At 63.1% G+C, this 24,313-nt stretch carries 22 protein-coding genes; 16 read left to right on the plus strand and 6 right to left on the minus strand.

The genetic code is table 11. The features are described from left to right. The 12 genes from argS to NKJ23_RS09260 all read left to right on the plus strand — a co-directional run bounded on the left by argS (window position 1) and on the right by NKJ23_RS09260 (window position 15,822). Window positions 1–1,758 (plus strand): arginine--tRNA ligase, encoded by a 1,758-nt coding sequence (argS, locus tag NKJ23_RS09205; protein ID WP_352680093.1) that lies wholly within the window; start codon window positions 1–3, stop codon window positions 1,756–1,758. A 103-nt stretch (window positions 1,759–1,861) separates the two neighbouring features. Then, entirely contained in the window at window positions 1,862–5,479 is a 3,618-nt protein-coding gene (locus NKJ23_RS09210; RefSeq protein WP_352680095.1) for an SPOR domain-containing protein, read from the plus strand. Window positions 5,480–5,595: 116 nt separating this feature from the next. Continuing rightward, the gene (nagZ, locus tag NKJ23_RS09215; RefSeq protein WP_352680097.1) at window positions 5,596–6,615 is read left to right on the plus strand and encodes a beta-N-acetylhexosaminidase; all 1,020 of its coding nucleotides are present in this window, start codon (window positions 5,596–5,598) and stop codon (window positions 6,613–6,615) included. 58 nt (window positions 6,616–6,673) lie between these two features. After that, window positions 6,674–7,474 (plus strand): segregation and condensation protein A, encoded by an 801-nt coding sequence (locus tag NKJ23_RS09220; RefSeq protein ID WP_352680155.1) that lies wholly within the window; start codon window positions 6,674–6,676, stop codon window positions 7,472–7,474. Further along, window positions 7,471–8,250: an SMC-Scp complex subunit ScpB gene (gene scpB / locus NKJ23_RS09225; RefSeq protein WP_352451389.1), complete on the plus strand. Its 780-nt coding sequence runs from the start codon at window positions 7,471–7,473 to the stop codon at window positions 8,248–8,250. The genes NKJ23_RS09220 and scpB overlap by 4 nt, the downstream gene beginning before the upstream one ends. 178 nt (window positions 8,251–8,428) lie before the next feature. Further along, window positions 8,429–8,650 carry a twin-arginine translocase TatA/TatE family subunit gene (locus NKJ23_RS09230; RefSeq protein WP_023678929.1) on the plus strand — a complete coding sequence of 74 codons (222 nt, stop codon included), beginning with the start codon at window positions 8,429–8,431 and terminating at the stop codon, window positions 8,648–8,650. Window positions 8,651–8,695: 45 nt separating this feature from the next. After that, the gene (gene tatB / locus NKJ23_RS09235) at window positions 8,696–9,382 is read left to right on the plus strand and encodes a Sec-independent protein translocase protein TatB (RefSeq protein WP_352680099.1); all 687 of its coding nucleotides are present in this window, start codon (window positions 8,696–8,698) and stop codon (window positions 9,380–9,382) included. After that, window positions 9,379–10,242 carry a twin-arginine translocase subunit TatC gene (gene tatC, locus NKJ23_RS09240; protein WP_023678927.1) on the plus strand — a complete coding sequence of 288 codons (864 nt, stop codon included), beginning with the start codon at window positions 9,379–9,381 and terminating at the stop codon, window positions 10,240–10,242. Before tatB ends, tatC begins: the two co-directional genes overlap by 4 nt. Window positions 10,243–10,700: 458 nt before the next feature. Continuing rightward, complete coding sequence (serS, locus tag NKJ23_RS09245) at window positions 10,701–12,194, plus strand: serine--tRNA ligase (protein ID WP_352680100.1); 1,494 nt, start codon at window positions 10,701–10,703, stop codon at window positions 12,192–12,194. Window positions 12,195–12,438: 244 nt separating this feature from the next. After that, window positions 12,439–13,197, plus strand: a complete 759-nt coding sequence (surE, locus tag NKJ23_RS09250) for a 5'/3'-nucleotidase SurE (RefSeq protein ID WP_352577592.1) — start codon at window positions 12,439–12,441, stop codon at window positions 13,195–13,197. Further along, complete coding sequence (locus NKJ23_RS09255) at window positions 13,194–13,859, plus strand: protein-L-isoaspartate(D-aspartate) O-methyltransferase (protein ID WP_352500868.1); 666 nt, start codon at window positions 13,194–13,196, stop codon at window positions 13,857–13,859. The genes surE and NKJ23_RS09255 overlap by 4 nt, the downstream gene beginning before the upstream one ends. A 430-nt stretch (window positions 13,860–14,289) precedes the next feature. Beyond that, entirely contained in the window at window positions 14,290–15,822 is a 1,533-nt protein-coding gene (locus NKJ23_RS09260) for a peptidoglycan DD-metalloendopeptidase family protein (protein ID WP_352680102.1), read from the plus strand. A 96-nt stretch (window positions 15,823–15,918) separates the two neighbouring features. Here the strand turns inward: NKJ23_RS09260 and NKJ23_RS09265 are convergent, their stop codons facing one another. Next, complete coding sequence (locus NKJ23_RS09265) at window positions 15,919–16,794, minus strand: ATP-binding protein (RefSeq protein WP_352680103.1); 876 nt, start codon at window positions 16,792–16,794, stop codon at window positions 15,919–15,921. Between the two features lie 291 nt (window positions 16,795–17,085). On the opposite strand from NKJ23_RS09265, the gene yajC reads away from it, so the two are divergent. The 4 genes from yajC to NKJ23_RS09285 are packed head-to-tail and all read left to right on the plus strand — an operon-like array spanning window position 17,086 to window position 21,319. Then, a complete protein-coding gene (yajC, locus tag NKJ23_RS09270; RefSeq protein ID WP_352451381.1) occupies window positions 17,086–17,427 on the plus strand; it encodes a preprotein translocase subunit YajC in 342 nt (113 codons plus the stop codon). Between the two features lie 51 nt (window positions 17,428–17,478). Beyond that, the gene (gene secDF / locus NKJ23_RS09275) at window positions 17,479–20,031 is read left to right on the plus strand and encodes a protein translocase subunit SecDF (protein WP_352568850.1); all 2,553 of its coding nucleotides are present in this window, start codon (window positions 17,479–17,481) and stop codon (window positions 20,029–20,031) included. Between the two features lie 45 nt (window positions 20,032–20,076). Continuing rightward, window positions 20,077–20,466 (plus strand): Mth938-like domain-containing protein, encoded by a 390-nt coding sequence (locus NKJ23_RS09280; RefSeq protein ID WP_352680105.1) that lies wholly within the window; start codon window positions 20,077–20,079, stop codon window positions 20,464–20,466. Between the two features lie 25 nt (window positions 20,467–20,491). After that, entirely contained in the window at window positions 20,492–21,319 is an 828-nt protein-coding gene (locus NKJ23_RS09285) for a phytoene/squalene synthase family protein (RefSeq protein ID WP_502902520.1), read from the plus strand. Between the two features lie 118 nt (window positions 21,320–21,437). On the opposite strand, the gene NKJ23_RS09290 is transcribed toward NKJ23_RS09285, so the two are convergent. The 5 genes from NKJ23_RS09290 to NKJ23_RS09310 form a co-directional block, all read right to left on the minus strand. Then, complete coding sequence (locus NKJ23_RS09290; RefSeq protein WP_502902518.1) at window positions 21,438–21,761, minus strand: type II toxin-antitoxin system RelE/ParE family toxin; 324 nt, start codon at window positions 21,759–21,761, stop codon at window positions 21,438–21,440. Then, window positions 21,721–22,011 (minus strand): type II toxin-antitoxin system ParD family antitoxin, encoded by a 291-nt coding sequence (locus NKJ23_RS09295; RefSeq protein WP_352454489.1) that lies wholly within the window; start codon window positions 22,009–22,011, stop codon window positions 21,721–21,723. Before NKJ23_RS09295 ends, NKJ23_RS09290 begins: the two co-directional genes overlap by 41 nt. A gap of 70 nt (window positions 22,012–22,081) precedes the next feature. Further along, window positions 22,082–23,491: a methylenetetrahydrofolate--tRNA-(uracil(54)-C(5))-methyltransferase (FADH(2)-oxidizing) TrmFO gene (trmFO, locus tag NKJ23_RS09300; RefSeq protein ID WP_352680108.1), complete on the minus strand. Its 1,410-nt coding sequence runs from the start codon at window positions 23,489–23,491 to the stop codon at window positions 22,082–22,084. Window positions 23,492–23,872: 381 nt separating this feature from the next. Next, the gene (locus NKJ23_RS09305; RefSeq protein ID WP_023678914.1) at window positions 23,873–24,013 is read right to left on the minus strand and encodes a DUF1127 domain-containing protein; all 141 of its coding nucleotides are present in this window, start codon (window positions 24,011–24,013) and stop codon (window positions 23,873–23,875) included. A gap of 48 nt (window positions 24,014–24,061) precedes the next feature. After that, window positions 24,062–24,202 (minus strand): DUF1127 domain-containing protein, encoded by a 141-nt coding sequence (locus NKJ23_RS09310; protein WP_023678913.1) that lies wholly within the window; start codon window positions 24,200–24,202, stop codon window positions 24,062–24,064. Window positions 24,203–24,313 lie beyond the last annotated feature (111 nt).

Here is a 24,313-nt window from a genome sequence, read left to right on the forward strand (position 1 = left end):
ATGAACATCTTCGCCGATTTCAACGCGCGAATCATAAAGGCCGTCGAAGCGCTTGATTTGAAAGACAAGGATGGCGTGTCGCCGGACCTGTCGCGCATCGCCGTCGAGCCGCCGCGCGATGCCAGCCATGGCGATCTCGCGACCAACGCAGCCATGGTGTTGGCCAAGCCGACCGGCCAGAACCCGCGTGCGCTGGCCGAAAGGCTGGCCGAGGCGCTGCGCGCCGACGAGGATATCGCGGCCGCCGAGATCGCCGGCCCGGGCTTCGTCAATCTCAGGCTCAAGGACGGCTTCTGGCAGGCGCATCTGACGGCGCTGCTCGGCGAAGGCCGCAACTATGGCCGCTCGACTATCGGCGACGGCAAGAAAACCAATGTCGAATATGTCTCGGCCAACCCAACCGGCCCGATGCATGTCGGCCATTGCCGGGGTGCTGTAGTCGGCGACGCGCTGGCCAATCTGATAGCCTTCGCCGGTTACGACGTGACCAAGGAATACGTCATCAACGATGCCGGTTCGCAGATCGACGTGCTCGGACGCTCAGTCATGCTGCGCTACCGCGAAGCGCTCGGCGATGAGATCGGCGACATTCCGGCCGGGCTTTATCCAGGCGACTATCTGATCCCCGTTGGTCAGGCGCTGGCCAGCGAATTCGGCCGCTCCCTGCTGCAGATGCCGGACGAGGAGGCGCTTGCCATCGTCAAGGACAGGACGATCGACGCGATGATGGCGATGATCCGCGAGGATCTGGCGCTGCTCAACGTGCATCACGACGTCTTCTTCTCCGAGCGGACGCTGCATGCGAACAACGCCCGCAAGATACGCTCGGCGATCAGCGACCTGACGCTGAAGGGCCACATCTACAAGGGCAAGCTGCCGCCGCCCAAGGGCGAGAAGCCGGACGACTGGGAGGACCGCGAGCAGACGCTGTTCCGCTCGACCGCGGTCGGCGACGACATGGACCGGGCGCTGGTCAAGTCGGACGGCACCTTCACCTATTTCGCCGCCGATGTCGCCTACCTCAAGGACAAGGTCGATCGCGGCTTCGTCGACCTGATCTATGTGCTTGGCGCCGATCATGGCGGCTACGTGAAGCGGCTGGAAGCGCTTGCCCGGGCGATTGCCGGCGACGAGGTCAAGCTTACCGTGCTGCTTTGCCAGTTGGTGAGGCTGTTTCGCGCCGGCGAGCCGGTGCGTATGTCGAAGCGGTCGGGCGAGTTCGTGACCTTGCGCGAAGTGGTCGAGGAGGTCGGCCGCGACCCGATCCGCTTCATGATGCTCTACCGCAAGAACGACGCGCCGCTCGACTTCGACTTCGCCAAGGTAACCGAGCAGTCGAAGGACAATCCGGTGTTCTACGTGCAGTATGCCTCGGCGCGCTGCCATTCGGTATTCCGGCAGGCGAGCGAGCAATTGGGCGAGGCCATGTTCGACCGCAACCAGCTGGCCGCCGAAGTGGCTTTGCTGACCGATGAGGGGGAGATCGGCCTGATCAGGAAGCTCGCCGAATATCCTCGGCTGATCGAAGCCGCGGCGCTCGCGCTCGAGCCCCACCGGCTGGCATTTTACCTCTACGAACTCGCTTCCAGCTTCCACGGACACTGGAACCGGGGCACCGATAATCCCGACTTACGTTTTGTTAAGGTTAACGACCGACAATTGACGCATGCCAGACTAGGGCTGGTGCAGGCTGTTTCGGACGTTTTGACGTCCGGCCTGACGCTGATCGGAGCCAATGCGCCCACCGAAATGCGTTAGGTTTGAGTAAAAAACCTGTCACCTTTTGCCCACATTGCGCTGGTAAGGGCCAACCCTACGCGACGTCCATGGCGTCCGAATGAGTGCGAGTTCGGGAACAATAATGGCAGACAGAACCCAGCTGAGAGCAGCCGACCACAACGACATCGCCAACGATGATCCGTTCGCGGAACTGACCAGGATCATGGGGTTCGACCCGCGCCAGCCGGTCAAACCGCAAACCCCGGCCCAGTCGAAAACCGCTGCCGCCGAACCGTCGGTGGACGAGGGCGATTTCGAGATCGATCTCGAGAAGGAGTTGATGGGCGAATTCGGCGCCGACGCCAACGACAATGCTTCCCCTGCCAAGCTTCGCGAGCCGACACCCGAACCGGCCGCCGCCGACGAAATGGAGGACGCGCTTGCTGCCTCGTTCGAACAGGATTTCGCGTTCGACGACAGTGCGGCGGATGATGCTGCTCCTGTTGCAGCCACTCCTGTTGCCGCCGACGAAATTGCCTCCGCCCCCGAAAGGGCGTTCGCTCCCGCCGTCGAGCCGGAGCTCGACGACGATTTCGATAACGCCGTCGCCGGCTCGCTCGAAGACGTGTCGCCGTTCGAGGACGACCTTTCGAGTGACGACGAACTTGCCGCCTCGCTCGACCAGGATTTTCGGCACGACGACGGTGTGACGGCCAAGATCGCGGTGACCGGCGAGGATGAACCCAGGGCCGCAGCCGAGGCGATCGAGCCGGTCGACGAGCCCGCCTTCGACGATGAGTTCGACAACGCCGTGGCAAGTTCGCTCGAAGACGAGCTGATGCTCGAAGAGCATGAGCCGATGGAGCAGACCGTCGCCGTTGAAACCGCCGCGCAAGCGGCCGCGTTCGATGACGAGTTCGACGATGCCGTTGCAAGCTCGCTCGAAGACGAGCTGATGTTCGACGAGCATGAGCCGGCGGAAAACGTCGCCGCCACGTCATCGCCGGTTGAGGCGGTTTCGGCCGATGAGGATCTTGCCGGCCAATTCGATGATGCCATGGCCGATGTCGACATGGACTTCGATGTTCGCTCGAACGGGCCTGCCGAAATCGAAGAACCAGAGTTTATCGAAGAGCAGTCGATCGAAGAGCCAGAGGCCGCCCGGCTTTCCGGCGCGGCCGCTGAAGCGGCGTTCGACGACGATTTCGATCTGAGCTTCGACGATGCGCCTGCCGAGGAAGCCGAAGAACCCATGGCGCAAGTTGCGGCCGAACCAGTGGCGCCGGCCGCTGTCGTCCCGACGGCCCCAGTGGCTGAGGAACGCAGCCTGGAAGACGAACTGAACGCGCTGCTCGGTGCGATGAGCACACGGCCGGCACAAGCGGTCAACGAACCTCAGACAAGCCCGCAGACTGCCCAGAAGCCCGTGATGGCTGTTCAGCAGCCTATCGCGCCGGTAGTTCAGAAGCCAGCAGTGGCCGCTGAACAGCCAATGGCGGCGGTCAAAGACGTCGCCAACGAACCGGTGCATGCTGTCGACGAGCTGGATTGGGAACTCGACGAGCACGAGCCCGCTGAGCCGCAGCAGTCCAGTGCCGCCGATGACGCCGATCTTGGCAGTGTCCTCCTCGATGAGCTTGAAGGCGAGGATTTCGGTGTCGAAGCCGCTGCCGGACGCGCGGATGATCTCGACAGCGATGCGCTCGATGCCGACTTCGCCAGGAATATCGGCCTGGATCACGACTCGGCCGACAAGAGTGCGGCAGCTGCTGCCGAGGAAGACCCGCTCGATGCGCTGAACTGGCTGACAACACGCGCCACACCGCCCGAGCCGGCCCGCTCGTGGAGCCGCGTGACACCGGTCGCACAGCCTCAGCCCGCTTTTGCAAGCCAGCCGGTGGCTTCGGCGCGTCCGGCACCACCGCCGCAGCCGGCCGCAACGCCGTCCTATCGGGCCGCACCGGTCGAAGAGAGGCCGTCCTATGAAGATCGGCCCGCCTACACGGAAGCTGCACCAACCTCGCATCAACAGCCTTCCGCCTATGACGAGATGCCCGATGTCGAGACGGTCGACGTGCCCGAGCGCGTGGTGGCGCTGGCGGACGATCTCGACATTCCGGAGCTCAACTTCGACGATGACGAGCCGGTGGCGCCCGCCTACGACGATCTCGATGCCGATTTTGCCAGCCTTCTCACCGAAATGAATGCAACTGACATCGCGCCTGCCCCGGTGCGCAGTGCTGGCTATGACGATGAATACGATGCCGGCTTCGCGTCTGGCTACAAGCAAGATCGTAGCGAGACGCGCGCCTATGGCGCCAAGCCTGCGGAAGCCCCCGTCAGCGCGGCGGCCGCTTCCTATGCCGATGCAGCGGACGGTTTCGATCTGGGCCCATTGCCCGGTGGCCAGCCGGTTTCGCAGGCCGACGATTTCACCTTCGATGAGCTCGACTACGATCCCGAACTGGACGAGGAGATGTCGGTTCCGGGCCTTGCCGAACGCGGGGCCGAAAGGCAGCCGCGCAGGCGCGGGCTGCTGATAGGAGCGGTGGTCGGCGCCGTGGCGATCGCCGGAGGCCTTGGCGCCTTTGCGTTGACCCTCGGCGGCAAGAGCGGCGGCGATGCGCCGGTTATCGTCAAGGCCGACAACAGGCCGATCAAGATCAAGCCGGAAAATCCAGGCGGCACCGTCGTGCCGAACCAGGACAACAAGGTTTATGACGCTGTGGTCAAGGGCGCCAAGCCCGCCGAGCCGGTTCAGCAGAAGCTGGTCACCAACACCGAAGAGCCCGTGGACCTGAAAGCCAACGAACCGGAGAGCCGCGTCGTCGATCTTTCGCCCAATGACCCCGATGCCGCGGACGATATCGACGCGCCCGGCACCGAGGCGTCTGATAGCAATGCGTCTGGCACCAACGCGCGTGACACCAGCGCGCCTGACACCAATGCGCTTGGCGCCAATGCGGCTGGCGCTACCGAAACCGTCGCCGCACCGGCACCCAAGTCCGAGGATCGCATCGCGCAGGTTCTGCAGGAGGCCGAGAAGGGTGCAACCCCCGAGATCGTCGCCGTTGCGCCGCGCAAGGTACGGACCATGGTCGTGAAACCTGACGGTTCGCTGGTGGCGCGCGAGGATCCGGCGCCTGCCGCCCCGCAGATGGCTGCTGCCGAGCCGGCCGATCCGGCGCCGCAGCATGTCGCTCCGTCGGCCCAGGCCGACGCCGCCGCGCAGACCGGCACCGTGCCCCTGATCGACCAAATCACAAGTGATCCGAAGATTGGCGACCAGCCGAGTGGCGACCAGGCGAGCGGCGATCAGGCCGAAACCTCCAAGCTGCAGCCGGCGCCCAAGCCCGACACAAAGGCTGAAGCTAAGCCGTCAGCCAGCAAGCAGTCCGCCAGCACCCCGGCCACGGTTCCGGTGGCGCCGCAGCGTCCGTCCGACCAACCGGTCGATGTGGTTGGCGAGGTCAAGCCCGATCAGGTTGCTTCCATCGATCCGGCCGCGGCCGGGGCTGGTTCGTGGTCGATACAGATCGCTTCGCAGCCGACAGTCGAAAGCGCCCAGGCGACTTACCAGGATCTGCAGCGCCGCTACGGCAGCGTGCTTTCCGGCCGCACCGCCAACATCGTCAAGGCCGAGATCGCCGGCAAGGGCACCTTCTACCGCGTCCGCGTTCCGGCGCAGTCTCGCAACGAGGCGATCAAACTGTGCACCAGCTACAAGGCTGCCGGCGGCAATTGCTTCGTGTCCCACTAGGCACCAAAACCTCTCGAAAAGTCGGCGTCCGCGCCGGCTTTTTTGCGTGAACGGAAACCTCTGATGGCAATTGTGGGCGATTCCCTTTGTCGGCGCGAAGCTCTAAACTGTTCCGCATGACCGAATCAAAATCCATGATCCTCGGCTGCGCCGGGAAATCACTGACCCGCGACGAGATCCGTTTCTATCGCAACGAATGCCCGTGGGGCTTCATCCTGTTTGCGCGCAATATCGGCGAGACCGAGCAGATCCGCGATCTGGTCGCCGCGATGCGCGACTGCGTCGGGCGTGCGGACGCGCCGGTATTCGTCGACCAGGAGGGCGGGCGGGTGCAGCGCCTACGGCCGCCGCTGGCGCCGAACTATCCGGCTGCCGGTGCACTCGGCGTCTTGTGGCGCGACGACCATGACGCCGGCACCCGTGCCGCATGGCTGATGGCGCGGCTGCATGCCTTCGACCTGCTGCGCTACGGCATCACGGCTGATTGCCTGCCGGTGCTCGACGTGCCGATCGAGGGCGCCAGCGACGTTATCGGCGCGCGCGCCTATGGCAAGGAGCCGCGCGCCGTCATCGAATTGGGTCGCGCCGCGGCGGAAGGCCTGATAGCGGGCGGCGTGCTGCCGGTGATGAAGCATATTCCCGGTCATGGAAGGGCCTTCGCCGATACGCATTTCGAACTGCCGACCGTCGACGCCTCGATCGGCGACCTGCAGCGGCATGATTTTGCCCCGTTCAGGGAGCTCAACCATTTGCCGATGGCGATGACGGCGCATGTCGTCTATAGCGCGATCGACCCGAAGAACCCGGCCACGACTTCCGGCAAGGTCATCGAAAAGATCATCCGCGGCGAAATCGGCTTCGACGGGCTGTTGATGAGCGACGACACCTCGATGAAGGCACTTTCTGGGGATTTCCCGTCAAAGGCGGCGGCGATCCTTGCGGCGGGCTGCGATCTGGTCCTTCACTGCAACGGCGTGTTCGAGGAGATGGCCGGCATTGCATCGCGCACGACCGGGCTGGAAGGCAAGTCGTTTGAGCGCGCGGAGCGGGCGCTGACCTATATCAGGAACCGCGACGTGGCGGACGAGACCGAGATTCGGGCCGAATTTGCCAGTTATTTCGACGCGGTGGCCTAGCATCAAAGGAAGCGAAGTGGCGGAAACATTGGACCTGAAGGCCGGCAAGGCCGCACCGATGGACCGCTTGTGGGCCGAGAACGACGATTCCCGGCTGACCGGCGATCCGGCGTTGGTCGTCGATGTGGCCGGTTTCGAAGGTCCGCTCGATCTTCTGCTGCATCTTGCCCGCAACCAGAAGGTCGACCTGTCGCGCATCTCGATCCTGGCGCTGGCCGAGCAATATCTGGCCTTTGTCGAGAAGGTGAGGGCGCTGAGGCTGGAGCTTGCTGCCGATTACCTGGTGATGGCGGCATGGCTGGCTTTCCTCAAGTCGAAGCTTCTGATCCCCAAGCAGCCCGGCGACGAAGGCGAAAGCGGCGAGGAGCTGGCGGCGGTGCTGCAGTTCCGGCTGAAGCGGCTGGAGGCGATGCGCGACGCGGCGGCACGGCTGGTCAACCGCAACCGGCTCGGACGAGACGTGTTTGCACGCGGCATGCCGGAAATGGTCATCGTCGAGAAGCGCAATGCCTATTCGGCCTCGCTCTACGACCTGTTGACCGCCTATGCCCAGCAGCGCCAGAAGCAGGCAATAACCCATGTGACGATCGCCAGGCGCGGCGTGTGGTCGCTCAAGGATGCGCGCGACGTGCTGACCAGGCTGATCGGGTCGCTGCGCGACTGGACGGCGCTCGACAGTTTCCTGGTCGAATATCTGGCCGGCCCGGAAGAGCGGCGCACCGCGGTTGCCAGCTCGTTTGCGGCGACGCTGGAACTGGTGCGCGAAGGCAAGATGGAAATGCGGCAGGACCAGGTGTTCGCGCCGCTTTATCTGCGCGGCCGCGCCCAGGCCATCAAGATAGTCGAGGTAACACCATGAGCGAACGCGCCAACGCTTCGGTCATTCCGTTCAAGGTCGACGACGATGCCGAGCAAGGCGCGGTCGCCGAAAACCCGGCACAAAATCAGGGGCAGAATTTGTCGCGGAATCCTGGCGAGCGGCTGCATATGGCGGAGGCCGTACGGATGGCCGAGGCGATCGTATTCGCCAGCGCCGAGCCGGTCAGCGAAAAACAGCTCACTTCGCGACTGCCCGACGGCATCAACATTGCCGCGGCAATGGCCGAACTGCAGCAGATCTATGCGCGGCGCGGCGTCAATCTGGTGCGCGTCGGCGATGCCTGGGCGTTTCGCACCGCCGGCGACCTCGCCTTCCTGATGAGCCGTGACACGGTGCAGCAGCGCAAGCTGTCCCGCGCTGCCCTCGAAGTGCTGGCGATCATCGCCTACCACCAGCCGGTAACGCGCGCCGAGATCGAGGACATCCGCGGCGTCGAGACGTCAAAGGGGACGCTCGACACGCTGATGGAGACCGAATGGGTGAGGATGCGCGGCCGGCGTCGCACGCCCGGCCGTCCCGTCACTTATGGCACGACCGACATTTTCCTCGACCATTTCGCACTGGAGGAGATACGCGATCTCCCCGGCATGGAGGAATTGAAGGGTGCGGGGCTGCTGTCCGGCCGCATGCCGTCGAATTTCTCGGTGCCGCTGCCGCCGGCCGACCCCGATGCGCTCACCGACGACGAGGATCCGCTGACCGACATCGACCTCGAAGAACTCGGCCTTTTGACGCCGCGCGTCACGGAAGATTGAGCCGAGCGCCATCTTAAAGCCACAGGCAGGATGGAACTGCGCCGATTGGTAGCGGGCCGCCGTGCCGAAAGTGCGTGACTTCGGCGACTCATTCATGAACTCTGTCGCAGTTCTGTTTGAATCCGAACCCGAAAGCGCATAGATCAGCGTCTGGGAAACCGTTCGAGAGAGATTTGCTATGGGTTCATTTTCGATTTGGCACTGGATGATCGTTCTGGTGATCGTGCTGCTGGTGTTCGGCCGCGGCAAGATCCCCGAGTTGATGGGCGACATGGCCAAGGGCATCAAGAGCTTCAAGAAGGGCATGGCCGACGACGAGACAGCCGAGGACAAGCGCACCGTCGAACACCGTTCCGACGAAACCGTTTCGGTACCGAAGGAAAAGGCCAGCAAAAGCTGAGCCCAAAACTTTAGTCGGCCAAAACTTGAGTCGGAACGTATAGCCATGTTCGAAGTCGGCTGGACCGAGATGCTGGTGATCGCGATCGTCATGATCGTGGTCGTCGGGCCCAAGGATTTGCCCAACATGCTGCGCACCTTCGGCCGCACAACTGCGAAGCTGCGGAGCATGGCGTCCGATTTCCAGCGGCAGTTCAACGATGCGTTGAAGGAAGCCGAGCTCGACGACGTCAAGAAGTCGGTCGATTCGCTGAGAAGCCTCAATCCGGCAGCCGAGATCAGGAAGCAGCTCAATCCATTCGAGCAGGCCGCCGCCGACGTCCGTTCCGGCGTCGACGCAGTGATGAAACCCAAGCCGGCCGTCGATGCCGCCGCTTCGACGGAGCAGGCGGCCGAGCCGCTTAAGAACGGCGCAACGACGATGCCGGGCGTCAGCCCGCCGGAGCCGACGCCGGCCACGCCGATCTTTCCGGCGATGACGGACGAGTCCGTCGTAGCGCCGGCAGTGCAGGCGCAAACGGCTGCAGCGGCCGTGCCGAAAAAAGCACCTGCGGCAAAGAAGAAGCCAGCGCCCGCGAAAGCCGCGGCCGCCGTCCCGGCCAAGCCGGCAAAGACCGCTGCGCCAAAGCCTGCCGCAAAAGCTGAGCAAAAAGCGCAGTTGTCAGCAGCGAAGAAGCCGGCGTCAGCAACGAAGAAGCCGGCCGCCAGGAAAACGGCGGGAGCCGCCAAGTGAGCGTTTCGGACAAGGAAAAGGACGAGATAGAAAAATCGTCGGCTCCGCTGATGGAGCACCTGATCGAGTTGCGCCGGCGGCTGATCTGGTCGATTGGCGGTTTTTTTGTTGCCTTCCTGGTCTGCTTCTTTTTCGCCAAGCGGCTGTTCAACCTTCTGGTCATTCCGTTCAGATGGGCGACCCAATGGGCCGGGCTCGACCCGCACAAGGTCGAGCTGATCTATACGGCGCCACAGGAGTTCTTCTTTACCCAGGTCAAGCTCGCCATGTTCGGCGGCATGGTCATCGCCTTTCCGCTGATCGCCACGCAGATCTACAAATTCATCGCGCCCGGCCTCTACAAAAACGAGCGCAACGCCTTCCTGCCGTTCCTGATCGCCTCGCCGATCCTGTTCCTGATGGGCGCGTCGCTGGTCTATTTCTTCTTCACGCCGATGGTGATGTGGTTCTTCCTCGCCATGCAGCAGACCGGCACCAACGACCAGGTGCAGATTTCGCTGCTGCCGAAAGTGTCCGAATATCTCAGCCTGATCATGACGCTGATCTTCTCCTTCGGCCTGGTGTTCCAGCTGCCGGTGGTGACAAGCCTGATGACGCGGGTCGGCATGCTGTCGTCCACGGCCCTGGCCGAGAAGCGCAAATGGGCGATCGTCATCGCCTTCGTCGTGGCGGCGGTGCTGACGCCGCCCGACCCGATGAGCCAGATCGGCCTCGCCATTCCGACGATCCTGCTCTACGAGGTCTCGATCTGGTCGGCCCGGCTGATCGAACGCAGCAAGGAGCGCGACCGTGTGGCCCGCGAAAAGCAGGACGCCACCGAAGAGGTGGCCGAAAAGCCGGCAGACGCGTCTTCGACGTAGTTGGGGGCGAGTGGTCTTTCGCCGGCACTGTCGTATTTTGTTCTTGCTTTGTGCCGGCAGCTATGCTATTAATTTGGGTATGGTGCTGATTCGGCGCCGAGGACCCGCCCACTGAGGCGGGTTTTTTGGTTCAGATTCCTTTCGACCAAATGTTGCGAGTGCTGCCGACATCAATGTCGGCGGGACAGCGCCCCCCTCTGTCCTGCCGGACATCTCCCCCTCAAGGGGGGAAATCGGCCGTCATCGCGGCTTTCGCAGATCTCCGGCGCTGAAAAAGCAAGCCGTCGGCGAAGCTGCCGATCTCCCCCCTTGAGGGGGAGATGTCCGGCAGGACAGAGGGGGGCGCGAAGGAACTCGGCTTGACATCTTGCATCGATCAGGGATGCGGTTTACGCCCTCTGGTCTTTGTTTTGGGCATTTCCTTACCCCGAAACCGCCGTGCCGAGGACGAACAGACCATGCTTGACATCAAATGGATTCGCGACAACTCGAAGGCCCTTGTCGAAGCGCTCCAGAAGCGCTCGTGGTCGGCCGGGGATGCGCAGTCCACGGTCGACGACCTGATCGCCGCGGATGAGGCGCGGCGCGAGCATCTGACCGAGCTGCAGACCAGGCAGGAACGCCGCAACGCCGCATCGAAGGAGATCGGCAATGCCATGCGCTCGGGCGATGCAGCTCTTGCCGAAAGGCTGAAGGCCGAGGTCGGCGAGATCAAGGCCTTCATCCAGAATGGCGAGGCGCGCGAGCGCGAGCTCGACAAGGCGCTGAACGATGCGCTGGCAGTGCTGCCAAACGTGCCGTTCGACGACGTACCGGTCGGCAAGGACGAGCACGACAACGTCGTCAAGCGCGTCGTCGGCGAGGTGCCGACGCGGCCGAACTGGGTGAAGGAGCATTTCGAGATCGGCGAAGCGCTCGGCATGATGGATTTCGAGCGGGCAGCACGGCTTTCCGGCTCGCGCTTCACCGTGCTCAAAAGCGGCCTGGCGCGGATGGAACGCGCGCTCGGCCAGTTCATGCTCGACCTGCACACGACCGAGCATGGCTATGAGGAGATTCAGCCGCCACTGATGGTGCGTGACGAGGTGCTTTTCGGCACCGGGCAGCTGCCGAAGTTCGAAGACGATTTGTTTTTTACGGACCCTCGGAGAGGAGGGTGGGCCGATGATCTAACCGATGCGTTACCGAAATTGGTGAGTGCGTGGATTCGAAGCAATCCGCAGCATACGCCTAACGAGCTTGAACATTTTATTGCAAGGTTCTTACACGACATTTCGCACGGTGCTCGGGTCGAGATCGTCGAGGCTGAAATCGGCGGTCTCGAATATGACTTGAGAAACCGTTTCGGTCTCATCCCCACAGCCGAAGTGCCGCTCACAAACCTTGTCCGCGAGGAAATCACGCCGCATGAAAAACTGCCGCTGCGCTATACCGCGCTGACGCCTTGTTTCCGTTCGGAGGCGGGTTCGGCCGGGCGCGACACGCGCGGCATGCTGCGCCAGCACCAGTTCTACAAGGTCGAGCTAGTGTCGATCACCGACCAGGAGACTTCGGTTGCCGAGCATGAGCGCATGACCGAATGCGCCGAGGAGGTGCTGAAGCGGCTCGGCCTGCCGTTCCGCACCGTGACGCTGTGCACCGGCGACATGGGCTTTGGCGCGCGCAAGACCTACGACATCGAGGTCTGGCTGCCCGGCCAGAATGCCTATCGCGAGATATCGTCGTGCTCGGTATGCGGCGATTTCCAGGCGCGGCGCATGGACGCCCGCTACAAGGACAAGGACGGCAAGGGCAACCGCTTCGTCCACACGCTGAACGGTTCCGGCACCGCCGTCGGTCGCGCTCTCATTGCCGTCATCGAAAATTACCAGAACGAGGACGGCAGCGTAACCATTCCTGAAGCGCTTCGGCCTTACATGGGCGGTCTCGCAAAGATCGAATCATCGAAGTGACAAGCTTGTCGGCCCCGCGTTCCTTCGCGCCCCCCTCTGTCCTGCCGGACATCTCCCCCTCAAGGGGGGAGATTGCGCCGTCATCACAGCTTTCGCCAACTGTTGGCGTAGCAAGGAAGGCGGCGGCTACGGAATTGCCGATCTCCCCCCTTGAGGGGGAGATGCCAAGTGGTGGAAAAGAGGGCAGGACAGAGGGGGGTATCGTAGAGCGCTGCCGTCAATCCAATTCTGCAAAGGCGGTCTCATGCGCATCCTCCTGACTAACGACGACGGCATCCATGCCGAGGGCCTTGCGTCGCTCGAACGCATCGCCCGCACGCTGTCGGACGACGTCTGGGTGGTGGCACCGGAACAGGATCAGTCCGGCTATGCGCATTCGCTGTCGATCTCGGAGCCGCTGCGGCTCAGGAAAATCGGCGAAAAGCACTTTGCGGTGCGCGGAACGCCGACCGACTGTGTCATCATGGGCGTGAAGAAGATCCTGCCCGAAGCGCCTGACCTGATCCTGTCCGGCGTCAATTCCGGCGCCAACATCGCCGACGACGTCACCTATTCGGGCACGGTCGCCGGCGCCATGGAAGGCGCGCTGCTCGGCGTGCGCTCGATCGCCATCAGCCAGGCCTATTCCTATGTCGGCGAGGACCGCGTCGTTCCCTACGAGACCACCGAAGCGCTGGCGCCGGCCCTGCTCGAAAAGCTCGTTGCCATGCCGTTGCCGGACGGCGTGCTGCTCAACGTCAATTTTCCGAATTGCGAGCCGCAAGAGATCGCCGGCACTGTGGTCACTTCGCAGGGCAAGCTGGTCCACAGCCTGTGGGTCGACGAGCGGCGCGACGGGCGCGGCCTGCCTTACTACTGGCTGCGCTTCGGCCGCGAGCCGGTCGAGGGCAAGCAAGGCACCGACCTCCATGCCTTGCGCAATCGGCTGGTGTCGGTGACGCCGCTGCAGCTCGATCTCACCGCGCATGAAATCCGCGATCAACTGGCCAAGGCGCTCGCATGAACTTGAACCACGCTGCAACGGTCGACGAGCGCGAAGGTTTCGCTGCCTTCCTGCTTCGCCTGCGCGGCAGGGGGACGGTGCCGAAGGCGCTGATCGCCGCCTTCGAGGCGACGCCGCGGCGCGGCTTTCTGTCTCCGCATTTCCACTCGATAGCCTGGTCGGACCGTATGCTGCCGATCGAATGCGGCGAGGCCATCGAAGGCGCCGACCTGCAGGCGGCGGTGATCGCGGCACTTGCCATCGAGCCGGGCAACCGGGTGCTCGAGATCGGCACCGGGTCCGGCTACACGGCGGCGGTGATGTCGCGGCTTGCCGCGCGGATCGTCACCATCGACCGTTACAAGACACTCGCCGAACAGGCCCGGCAGCGGCTCGAGGCGCTCGCCATCGGCAATGTCATCGTGCGCCAGGCGGACGGTTCCAACGGGCTGGCCAACGAAGCGCCGTTCGACCGCATCGTCGCCTGGGCGGCCTTCGACAGCCTGCCGCGCTTTCTCCTCGACCAATTGTCGAGCGGCGGCATCGTCATCGCGCCGATCGGACCCGACGAAGGCGAGCAGGTGTTGGCCAAGCTGACCAAGGTCGGCAGCCGCTTCGAACGCGAGGATATCGGCCTGGTGCGCCTGCAGCCGATCCTGCACGGTGTCGCCGCGGTGATCTAATGCATGTCGCGCAAAAGTGTGCAGCGGTTTTGCGGTAACGACATGCATAAAAACACGAATCTGAAGCGCGTCGCATGAGACCGATCGAACGCGACGCGCTTTAGACTGTGTCGATATTCAGGTGAGGCCGGCCTGCAAATGGCGGCTTCCTCCGCTTCCGGCCTTCGCCGGCCGAAGCATTCATAAGAGGTCGCGGCAGTTAAGGCTATGGCCGGCGTAGGCCGGTGCTCACGTACCCAAAAGTACGCTCCGCTCCGGTTCTCGGAACCCACCATTTTCGGCTCGGCCTGACCTGAATCTCGACACACCCGGCGCTCGATCCTCGAATATTTTAAGAAAATTTGCGTCTGATTCTACAGGTTTAACCGACCGGTAACATTAACGCGCTTTAATCACACTCAGTTGTACCGGGTCTGTGCGGGTTAGTGCGATGCAATTCAGTGTTTTGAAGGCAAACGGACGCAATCTGGCGCGTGGCTGCGCCGTCCTCATGATCGCAGGCGCTGCGACGGGGTGTAGTTCCCAGGTGGCGCGGTTCAACAGCGTCGATGACGTGTTCACCGCCTCGACCAACAACCAGCGCGCCATCATCGACAAGCAGGATGCTGCCCAGCCCTATCCGGGCGATGTTGCGGCCGCGCCGATCGACGGCAGCCACACCCAGTCGGTCAGCCGCTCAAGCCTCGAACCGGTTACGGCACAGCAGTTGCCACCGCCGGCTCCCGCCCTGGCACCCGCCGCCCGTCCGGTGCGTACCGCTGCCGCGCCGGCCCTGGCGCCTGCCGCCCCTCGTGTCGACAGGACGGCAACCGGCACCGTCGCACCGGCGGCAAGGCCGTTCAAGAACGCCGAGCCCGACGCGCCGCGCATGGCGACGGCCGCCGGCGCGCCACATGCAACCGAGATCGTCGTCAAGGATGGCGAGACCATTTCCGGCCTGTCACGGCGCTACGGCGTGCCGGCCGATGCCATCATGAAAGTCAACGGGCTGAGCGCGACCAAGGGGCTGAAGACCGGCCAGAAGCTCGTCATCCCGGCCTATGCGTATTCGAGCAACGGCGCCACGCCGAAAGTCGCCGACGCCAAGCCCGCGAATGGCACCAGGCACGACCAGCCGGCCGACGCGCCGGAGAAGGTGGCCGTGCTGCCGCAGCAGCCGAAGCTCAGGGAAGGCAAGTCCGCCGCGCAGGTGGACGCCTCGGCTGCCGCAAGCCAGCCGAAGGATGGAAAGACCGCGCCCAAAGTGGCTTCGGCGACGGCCAAGCCAGCCGGTGCCGGCGGCACCTACACGGTTCAGCAAGGCGATACGCTGTCGGCCATCGCCAGAAAGACCGGCGTCGGCGTCGTCGCGTTAAAGCAGGCGAACGGCATGCAGGATGGACTGCTCAAGATCGGCCAGACCCTGAAAGTGCCGGCAGGCGGAACCGCTGTCGTCGCCGGCGTGAAGCCGGCAAAGGTCGATCCGGTGACGACGGCCACCACCCAGCCGCCTGCCAAGGCCACGCCGACGCAGACGCTCGCCTCCTACACGCCGCCAAAGAAGGACGCGAAAGTCATCCAGCAGGCCGAGGACGACGATGCGGTGGCGCCGGACGCAACCGGCATCGGCAAGATGCGCTGGCCGGTGCGCGGCCGCGTGATCTCAAGCTTCGGCGGCGGCAAGGACGGCGTCGACATTGCCGTGCCCGAGGGGACGCCGGTCAAGGCGGCTGAAAACGGCGTCGTCATCTATGCCGGTGACGGCCTCAAGGAATTCGGCAACACAGTGCTGGTGCGGCACGAAAACGGTCTGGTCACCGTCTACGGCCACACCAGCTCGATCGAGGTGCAGCGCGGCCAGAAGGTCAAGCGCGGCCAGGAAATCGCCCTGTCCGGCATGAGCGGCACCACCGACTCGCCGAAACTGCATTTCGAAGTGCGCAAAAACTCGGCGCCGGTCGATCCTTCGACCTATCTCGAATAGAAGACGAAAGCGATTTGCGGGCCACTTGACCTTCAGCCCGCCGAGGAAGTCCGCTCCGCAAGGTGCGGGCTTCTTCTGCTGTTAGTCCTTGAGCGGCTAATCCTTCAGCGATTTGCCGAGCCGGCCTGCCAGATCCTGGGTGAACTGCCAGGCGACGCGGCCCGAACGGCTGCCGCGCGTCGTCGCCCATTCCAGCGCCTCGGCGCGCAGCGTCTCGGGATCGATGGCGAGATTGTGATGGCGGACATAGCCGTCGATCATGTCGAGATATTCGTCCTGCGAACATTTGTGGAAGCCAAGCCACAGGCCGAAACGGTCCGACAGCGAAACCTTTTCCTCGACCGCTTCGGACGGATTGATCGCCGTCGAGCGCTCATTGTCGATCATGTCGCGCGGCAACAGATGCCGCCGGTTCGAGGTGGCGTAGAAGATGACGTTGGCCGGGCGGCCCTCGACGCCGCCTTCAAGCGCTGCCTTCAGCGACTTGTAGGAGGTGTCGTCGTGGTCGAATGACAGATCGTCGCAAAACAGGATGAAGCGGAAGGGCGCTGCCTTCAGCAGGCCCATCAGCTTTGGCAGCGTGTCGATGTCTTCGCGATGGATCTCGATCAGCTTGAGCGGCAGGTCGGGCTTCGCCGAAGCGTTTACCGCGGCGTGCACCGCCTTGACCAGCGACGATTTGCCCATGCCGCGCGCGCCCCATAGCAGCACGTTGTTGGCGGCGTAGCCGGAGGCGAAGCGCTCGGTGTTGTCGACCAATATGTCGCGGACGCGGTCGACGCCGCGGATCAGGCCGATGTCGACGCGGTTGACCTTGCGCACCGGCTCCAGATAGCCGGGATCGGCCTGCCAGACGAAGCAATCGGCCTCGCCCAGGTCGGTTTGCGGCACCGGCGGCGGGGCGAGGCGGGCGACCGCCTCGATCAGGCGGTCGAGCTTCTGGCTCAGGGTATCGATGGTACTGTCGGTCATCTCTTGTCTTTTTGTTTCGCTTTCAGGATGGTGCGGCAGGCCAACCTACCTGATTTCAGCGGTTTCGAAACTCGTCCCAAGCATTTGTTCGGGCATGATCTTTTGCGAAAACCGAGCGTCGCTTTTCGGGATCACCCTCTAACACGGCTCACCAGGCCGCAAAAGCAGCCGATTTGCCCGGCCGCGCAGTTGCATTGGCAACGTTACCGACTATATTCCGGCCAAATTTGGCGGGGCCGTCAAATTCCCAGAACGGTTTGGCGGCTGTTTTTAAAATTCAGGAGTACCTCGATGTTCGTGACACCGGCATACGCCCAAGGCATCGGCGGGGACTCGTCCGCAATGTTTATCCAGATCGTGCCGTTTGCTCTGATTTTCGTGATCATGTATTTTCTGATCATCCGGCCGCAGCGTACGCAGCTGAAGAAGCGCGGCGAGATGCTGGCGGCGGTTCGCCGCGGCGACACCGTTGTCACCGGCGGCGGCTTGGTCGGCAAGGTGACCAAGGTGATCGACGATAACGAGCTGGAGATCGACCTTGGCGGCGGCACCAAGGTGACGGCGCTGCGCTCGACGATCGCCGACGTGCGCGTCAAGGGCGAGCCGGTGGCGAACCAGAACGCCAAGAAATAACCGAATTGTCGGCGGAACGATCCGCCAGTACGCCCTGACGGACGACGCCATATGCTTTATTTTTCGCGCTTCAAGATGATCCTGATCTGGCTGGCCGTGGCCGCCACAGTGGTCCTCGCTGCGCCCAACCTTTTTTCTGCCAGCACGCTGGCCAAGCTGCCCGACTGGGTGCCGAAGCGGCAGATGACGCTCGGCCTCGACCTGCAGGGCGGCTCGCACATCCTGCTCAGGATGGATCCGAACGATCTGATCAAGGACCAGCTGGAGACGACGCGCGACGAAATTCGAACGCTGCTGCGCAATGCCAAGGTCGGCTATACCGGCCTTTCCGGATCGGGCCGCAGCGTTCAGGTCCGCATCACCGATGCCAATCAGGTCGATGCCGCCAAGAATGCGTTGAAGACATTAACCGATCCGGTGCAAGCTGGCCTGTTCAGCGGCGGCTCCATCCGGGAGATGACGCTGGATGAATCCCAGCCCGGCCTGCTCAAGTTCACCGTCACCGATGCCGGCATCAAATACCGCACCTCGGCGGCGCTGACGCAGTCGATCGAGGTCGTCGGTCGCCGCGTCAACGAGCTCGGCACCACCGAGCCGATCGTGCAAAGGCAGGGCGACGATCGCGTTCTGGTCCAGGTGCCGGGCCTGCAGGATCCGCAGCGGCTGAAGGAGATCCTCGGCCAGACCGCCAAGCTGACCTTCCAGATGGTCGACCAGTCGATGCCGGTGCAGGATGCGCTCAAGGGCCGCCCGCCGGCGGGGTCCTCGGTGCTCTATTCGCAGGACGATCCGCCCGTTCCCTATCTGATCGAGAACCGCGTCATCGTCTCGGGTGAAGACCTCGACAAAGCGAGTGCGACCTATAACTCCCAGACCAACGAGCCGGTGGTTTCGTTCACCTTCAATTCCAGGGGAGCGACGCGGTTCGGCCAGGCGACATCGCAGAATGTCGGCAAGCTGTTCGCCATCATCCTCGACAATCAGGTGATTTCGGCGCCGCAGATCCGCGAACCGATCCTTGGCGGCAGCGGCCAAATCTCGGGCAATTTTACTGCCGAGAGCGCCAACGACCTCGCCGTGCTGCTGCGTGCCGGCGCTTTGCCGGCGACGCTGACTGTGATCGAGGAGCGCACCGTGGGGCCTGGTCTCGGCCAGGATTCCATCCATGCCGGCAAGGTCGCGGGTATCATCGGGTCAATCCTAGTGGTGGCGTTCATGTTCGTCGCCTACGGTTTCCTCGGCTTCCTCGCCAACATCGCGCTGGCGGTGCATGTCGCGATGATCGTCGGGCTGCTGTCGCTGCTTGGCGCGACGCTGACCTTGCCGGGTATCGCCGGTATCGTGCTGACCATCGGCATGGCGGTCGATTCGAACGTGCTGATCTATGAGCGTATTCGCGAGGAGCGACGTGCCGGCCGCTCGGTCATTCAGGCGATCGATACCGGTTTCAGCAAGGCGCTGGCGACCATCGTCGATTCCAACGTGACCTCGCTGATCGCAACCGTGGTGCTGTTCTGGCTCGGAACCGGGCCGGTGAAGGGCTTTGCCGTCACCTATGCCATCGGCATCCTGACCACGGTCTTCACCGCCTTCACCTTCACCCGCCTGCTGGTGTCGATCTGGCTTCGCCGCGCCCGTCCGAAGGAGTTGCCGCGGGCGCCAGTGACGTTCATTCCACCCGGCACGAAAATTCCGTTCATGGGCATCCGCCGCTGGACGTTCACACTGTCCAGCGTGCTTTCGGTGCTGTCGGTCATCGGCTTCATGACCATCGACATCAATTACGGCATCGATTTCAAGGGCGGCTCACTGATCGAGGTGCAGGCCAAGACCGGCAATGCTGATCTCGCCGACATCCGCGGCAGGCTGACGGAACTCAACATCGGCGAGGTGCAGGTTCAGCAGTTCGGCGAACCGAACGACGTGCTGATCCGCGTCGGCACGCAGGAGGGCGGCGAGAACGCCGAACAGACCGTCATCGACAAGGTGCGCGGCGAGCTGCAGGACCAGTATGATTTCCGCCGCGTCGAAGTGGTCGGGCCGACGGTCTCGGGCGAGCTTGCCAAGCAAGGCACCATTGCCATGCTGGTCGCGCTGCTCGGCATCCTGATCTATGTCTGGTTCCGCTTCGAATGGCAGTTCGCGGTCGGCGCCATCGTTGCGACCGTGCACGACGTGGTCATGACGATCGGCTTCTTCGTCATCACCGGCCTCGAATTCAACCAGTCGTCGCTGGCGGCGATCCTTACCATCATCGGTTATTCGCTCAACGATACGATCGTCGTCTATGACCGCGTTCGCGAGGATCTGCGAAAATACAAGCGAATGCCGCTGCCGCAATTGCTGAACAACGCCATCAACGAGACGCTGTCGAGGACGACGCTGACCTCGGTGACGACGATCCTGGCGCTGCTGGCGCTGGTGCTGTTCGGCGGCGAGGTGATCCGCTCGTTCACCATGGCGATGCTGTTCGGCGTCGTGTTCGGCACCTATTCGTCGATCTTTATCGCCGCGCCGCTGCTTATCCTGTTCAAGTTGCGGCCGCAGGCCACAGCGTCGGACGAGGAAAAGCCGGTGGGCGGCGGCAAAGCCATAGCCACCTGACGGCCTGCCGCACGGCTTGCCGCGCCAGTTAGAATCGGACCACTAGTGGCCAAAGGCATCGTCATCCGCGAGGCGCATTTCCCCGGCCGCGCGCCGATCGAAGCTTACGGCAATGGCGGCTTCCGCTTTGCCGATATGTCGCATCGCGGCTCGTTGCTGTGCCTGCCTTCGGGCATCTATGGCTGGGAACCGGCCGATCCGCTGGCGCTGATGGCGGCGGATTTCACCAAGCTGTTTGACGAGGCCGCCAAGGTCGAGATCCTGCTGGTCGGCAGCGGCAAGGATCTGAGGCCGTTGCCTGCAGCGCTGCGTACGGCACTGAAAGAAGCGGGCATTTCCGCCGATCCGATGTCGACGGGGGCGGCGGTGCGGACCTATAATGTGCTGCTGGCTGAAGACCGCGCCGTGGCCGCAGCACTCATCGCCGTCGACTGACGTGGCCGAAAACACCAAAGTCGTCATGGAGACGGTGCGCGCCGCCGATCATGACCGCTATCTGACCGCGCTCTACGCGCCCGAAGACAAGCGGGACGCGCTGTTTTCGCTCTATGCCTTCAACGCCGAAATTGCCGGCATACGCGATCGCATCCGCGAAGCGCTGCCGGGCGAGGTCCGGCTGCAATGGTGGCGCGATGTCATCGCCGCCGAAGAGGATGAGGCAGAGATTGGCCATCCCGTGGCGGACGCGCTGAAGGCGACGATTTCCACTCACCGCCTGCCCAAGGCCGCTTTCGACAATATGCTCGAAGCGCGCGTCTTCGATCTCTATGACGACCCGATGCCGTCGCGCACCGATCTCGAAGGCTATTGCGGCGAGACTGCCGCCGCGCTCATCCAGCTTGCGGCGATCGTGCTCGATCCGGCCGAAGCACCGCGCTTTGCCGAACTTGCCGGCAGGGCAGGTTGTGCGCAGGCGATGACCGGTCTGCTGCTTCTGCTGCCGCTGCATCGCAAGCGGGGACAGTGCTTTGTGCCGGCCGACATTTTGGCAGCGGCGGGATCCTCGCCGCAAGAATTCGTTACAGGCGACGGCGGGCCGGGCGCGGAACGCGCCGTTGCCGCGATGATCGCGCTGGCACGCGAGCATCTTTCCGCTTTCGAGCAGGGGGCGTCCGCTCTGCCGGTTTCGCTGCGCCCGGCGTTTCTGCCGCTGGCTCTGTTGGGCGCCTATCTCGACAAGATGGAGACTGCCCGCCGCTCGCCTCTCAAGGATGTGGCTCGGCTGTGCGTCCTGCGCCGGCATTGGCTTTTGTTCCGGCGAGCGACGCGAGGCTGGCCGGCCACATGAAGGCTGATGACCAATGAGGAAGTCCGGGGAGGCCGCCAAGCCTGGACTGCAGGCGGCGAGCATTGCCCCGGCCGAGTAGTTTTTCATCACGATGGATTACTCGATCCGCCATCGCGCATCAGCGTCTCATAATCGCGACCGCCGTAGAAGATGTTGACGATGCGAACAAGATCGTCGCTGACAACATAGGGATAATAGCCGAGTGCTCGAACGGCACCGTTCGCAACCCTGGTGCAATGTCATCGCGCGGCCGGCCGCCACGCGGTGCATTGCCGATGCTTCGGCAGCGATCTTCGATTCGAAGCACGAATTTCAGCGCTATGTCCGGATTTCCGCCGGCCTCGATGATGTGCTTGAAAATGTCAGCCAAATCGTTTCTGGCGGTTTCACGATAGTCGACCTCAAGCCGCTGAATCATCAGCGCGGCCTGAATACCGAGCAAACAGTCCTCGGAGATGATCGCGCACCTCTTCTCCGGTATAGCCAGGCCTCGTATCCTCGATCGACGCCTTTACACGCGCCCTGATCGAGGCCATGCGCTCGGCATGTTCTTCCTCCTCGCGCTGGAAGGCGCGAAGCGCTGCGCGGATGACTTCGCTGGCCGAACCGAAGGAGCCGTCTTCAACCTTTTCGCGGATCATACGCGCCATGGCGGGCGTTACGGTGATTGACAGTTTCTCAGCGGATTCCATGGAATTTGGCCTCGCGATACAAAGTAGGATGTTATCCTACTTCTGCGCCGCGCAATCCGCAAGCAGGGAGCTACTCCGCCGCTTCCGCCCGAAAAGGCAGCCCCAGCCATTCGCGGCAGTCGGCGAGCGCGCGCGATGTCACCGCATGCCGCTTGGCGACCGTCTTGTCCTTGCCGCGCAGCCGCTTGCCTTCGATCTTCGGCGCGTCCACCGGCGGGAACAGGCCGAAATTGACGTTCATCGGCTGGAAGGAGTGCTTTCCCGGCTCGTCGTCGGAGACAATATGGCCACCGGTGATATGGTTGAGCAAGGCGCCGAAGGCGGTGGTCAAGGGCGGCAGCGACGGCGCATGGCCAAGCCTTTCGGCGGCCGCGAAACGTCCGGCAAGCAGGCCGATGGCGGCGCTCTCGACATAGCCCTCGCAGCCGGTGATCTGGCCGGCAAAACGCAAGCCGGGCCGCGATTTCAACTGCAGCGACGCATCGAGCAGCGTCGGCGAATTGATGTAGGTGTTGCGGTGCAGGCCGCCTAGGCGGGCAAATTCGGCGTTTTCCAGCCCGGGGATGGTGCGGAATATGCGCACCTGCTCGGCATGCTTCAGCTTGGTCTGGAAGCCGACCATGTTGTAGAGCGTGCCCAGTGCGTTGTCCTGGCGAAGCTGGACGACGGCATAGGCCTTTACAGACGGATTGTGTGCATTGGTCAGCCCCATCGGCTTCATCGGCCCGTAGCGCAATGTCTCGACGCCGCGCTCGGCCATCACCTCGATCGGCAGGCAGCCGTCGAAATAGGGCGTGCCTTCCCATTGCTTGAATTCGGTTTTCTGGCCGTCGACCAGTGCCTGTACGAAGGCAAGGTACTGCTCCTTCTCCATCGGGCAGTTGATGTAATCCTTGCCGGTGCCGCCGGGGCCGACCTTGTCGTAGCGCGACTGGAACCAGCAGATGTCCATGTCGATCGTGTCGAAATGGACGATCGGGGCGATGGCGTCGAAAAAGGCGAGCGCGTCGGCGCCGGTTGCGTCCGCAATCGACTGGGCGAGCGACGGCGCCGTCAGCGGGCCGGTGGCAACGATCGCCTGGTCCCAGTCCGCCGGCGGCAGGCCGGTCACTTCCTCGCGTCGGATGGTGATGAGCGGGTGGGCTTCGAGCTTCTTGGTGACCGCTTCGGAAAATCCGTCGCGGTCGACGGCGAGCGCACCGCCGGCCGGCACTTGGTGCGCATCGCCGGCGCTCATGATCAGTGAACCGGCCAGCCGCATTTCGGCGTGCAGCAGGCCGACGGCATTGGTTTGCGCATCGTCGGAACGGAAGGAGTTGGAACAGACGAGCTCGGCCAGCCCGTCGGTCTTGTGCGCATCGGTGCCGCGGACGGGACGCATTTCATGCAGGACAACGGAAACGCCGGCTTCGGCCGCCTGCCAGGCGGCTTCGGAGCCGGCAAGTCCGCCGCCGATAACGTGAATGGGGTTCTTGTCCATGAGCGCCGAAATAGTCGCTTGGCGCAAGGATTGCAATTGCCAGGGATCGCACCGCAAGTGGGCTGCCTAGGAAAGACCGCCCAAAACAACAACACCCGCCGAGGGAGGAGATCCGGCGGGTGTCGTTTTGTTGGTCGATCCTCGGGAGGAGGTGAAGATCGACCGTATTCGCCATCGCCGGGGAGGAGGTCGGCTTTGACGAAATTCCTTTCGCCATTTGAAAGGGCGCGAAACCCTTTTTAGAAACAACTTAGAAACAGCGCCCGCCGGGGGAGGAGGTCCGGCGGGCGCCGTTTTTGTGGTCAACCCTCGGGAGGAGGTGAAGGCTGACCGTATCCGTCAGGGTCGGGGAGGAGGTCGACCCTGGCGAAATTCTTGTGGTTAGATCGCCCTGCGAGCGACCATCTTGATCTCGTCGCGGACGATGCCGAGATCGTTGAGCTGGCGATTCGACAGGCGACCCAGCTCGGTAACCGTCTCGCGGTAGACGCGCCAGTTACGATAGTTGCGGATCAGGTTCATTGTCGTTCTCTTTTCAAAACTGGTTCGGACCATTTGCGGCCCGAAGGATTAGACCGCCTTGCGGGCGACGTAGTGAATGTCGCTGCGGCTGATGCCGAGGTCGGTCAGTTCACGGGTGCTCAGGCGGTTCAGCTCGGACACGGTGTCCCTATAGCGGCGCCAGTTGCGATAGTTGCGGATCAGGTTCATGGTAGTCTCGTTTCGTCTTTCTTTCGGATCATTCCGTCTTTGTGTGCACCGTGAAAATAGGTGGGGTTATATCGATTTAAAAGCGCTATTGGTGCATGGCAGCAATGCAAA

This window comes from Mesorhizobium sp. M0184, assembly GCF_040322215.1.
Taxonomy (GTDB): Bacteria; Pseudomonadota; Alphaproteobacteria; order Rhizobiales; family Rhizobiaceae; genus Mesorhizobium.

Coding starts and splice junctions, on each gene's coding strand:
- argS (WP_352680093.1), top strand. CDS start 1: ATGAACATCTTCGCCGATTTCAACGCGCGAATCATAAAGGCCGTCGAA.
- NKJ23_RS09210 (WP_352680095.1), top strand. CDS start 1,862: ATGGCAGACAGAACCCAGCTGAGAGCAGCCGACCACAACGACATCGCC.
- nagZ (WP_352680097.1), top strand. CDS start 5,596: ATGACCGAATCAAAATCCATGATCCTCGGCTGCGCCGGGAAATCACTG.
- NKJ23_RS09220 (WP_352680155.1), top strand. CDS start 6,674: ATGGACCGCTTGTGGGCCGAGAACGACGATTCCCGGCTGACCGGCGAT.
- scpB (WP_352451389.1), top strand. CDS start 7,471: ATGAGCGAACGCGCCAACGCTTCGGTCATTCCGTTCAAGGTCGACGAC.
- NKJ23_RS09230 (WP_023678929.1), top strand. CDS start 8,429: ATGGGTTCATTTTCGATTTGGCACTGGATGATCGTTCTGGTGATCGTG.
- tatB (WP_352680099.1), top strand. CDS start 8,696: ATGTTCGAAGTCGGCTGGACCGAGATGCTGGTGATCGCGATCGTCATG.
- serS (WP_352680100.1), top strand. CDS start 10,701: ATGCTTGACATCAAATGGATTCGCGACAACTCGAAGGCCCTTGTCGAA.
- surE (WP_352577592.1), top strand. CDS start 12,439: ATGCGCATCCTCCTGACTAACGACGACGGCATCCATGCCGAGGGCCTT.
- NKJ23_RS09255 (WP_352500868.1), top strand. CDS start 13,194: ATGAACTTGAACCACGCTGCAACGGTCGACGAGCGCGAAGGTTTCGCT.
- NKJ23_RS09260 (WP_352680102.1), top strand. CDS start 14,290: ATGCAATTCAGTGTTTTGAAGGCAAACGGACGCAATCTGGCGCGTGGC.
- NKJ23_RS09265 (WP_352680103.1), bottom strand. CDS start 16,794: ATGACCGACAGTACCATCGATACCCTGAGCCAGAAGCTCGACCGCCTG.
- yajC (WP_352451381.1), top strand. CDS start 17,086: ATGTTCGTGACACCGGCATACGCCCAAGGCATCGGCGGGGACTCGTCC.
- secDF (WP_352568850.1), top strand. CDS start 17,479: ATGCTTTATTTTTCGCGCTTCAAGATGATCCTGATCTGGCTGGCCGTG.
- NKJ23_RS09285 (WP_502902520.1), top strand. CDS start 20,492: ATGGAGACGGTGCGCGCCGCCGATCATGACCGCTATCTGACCGCGCTC.
- NKJ23_RS09295 (WP_352454489.1), bottom strand. CDS start 22,011: ATGGAATCCGCTGAGAAACTGTCAATCACCGTAACGCCCGCCATGGCG.
- trmFO (WP_352680108.1), bottom strand. CDS start 23,491: ATGGACAAGAACCCCATTCACGTTATCGGCGGCGGACTTGCCGGCTCC.
- NKJ23_RS09305 (WP_023678914.1), bottom strand. CDS start 24,013: ATGAACCTGATCCGCAACTATCGTAACTGGCGCGTCTACCGCGAGACG.
- NKJ23_RS09310 (WP_023678913.1), bottom strand. CDS start 24,202: ATGAACCTGATCCGCAACTATCGCAACTGGCGCCGCTATAGGGACACC.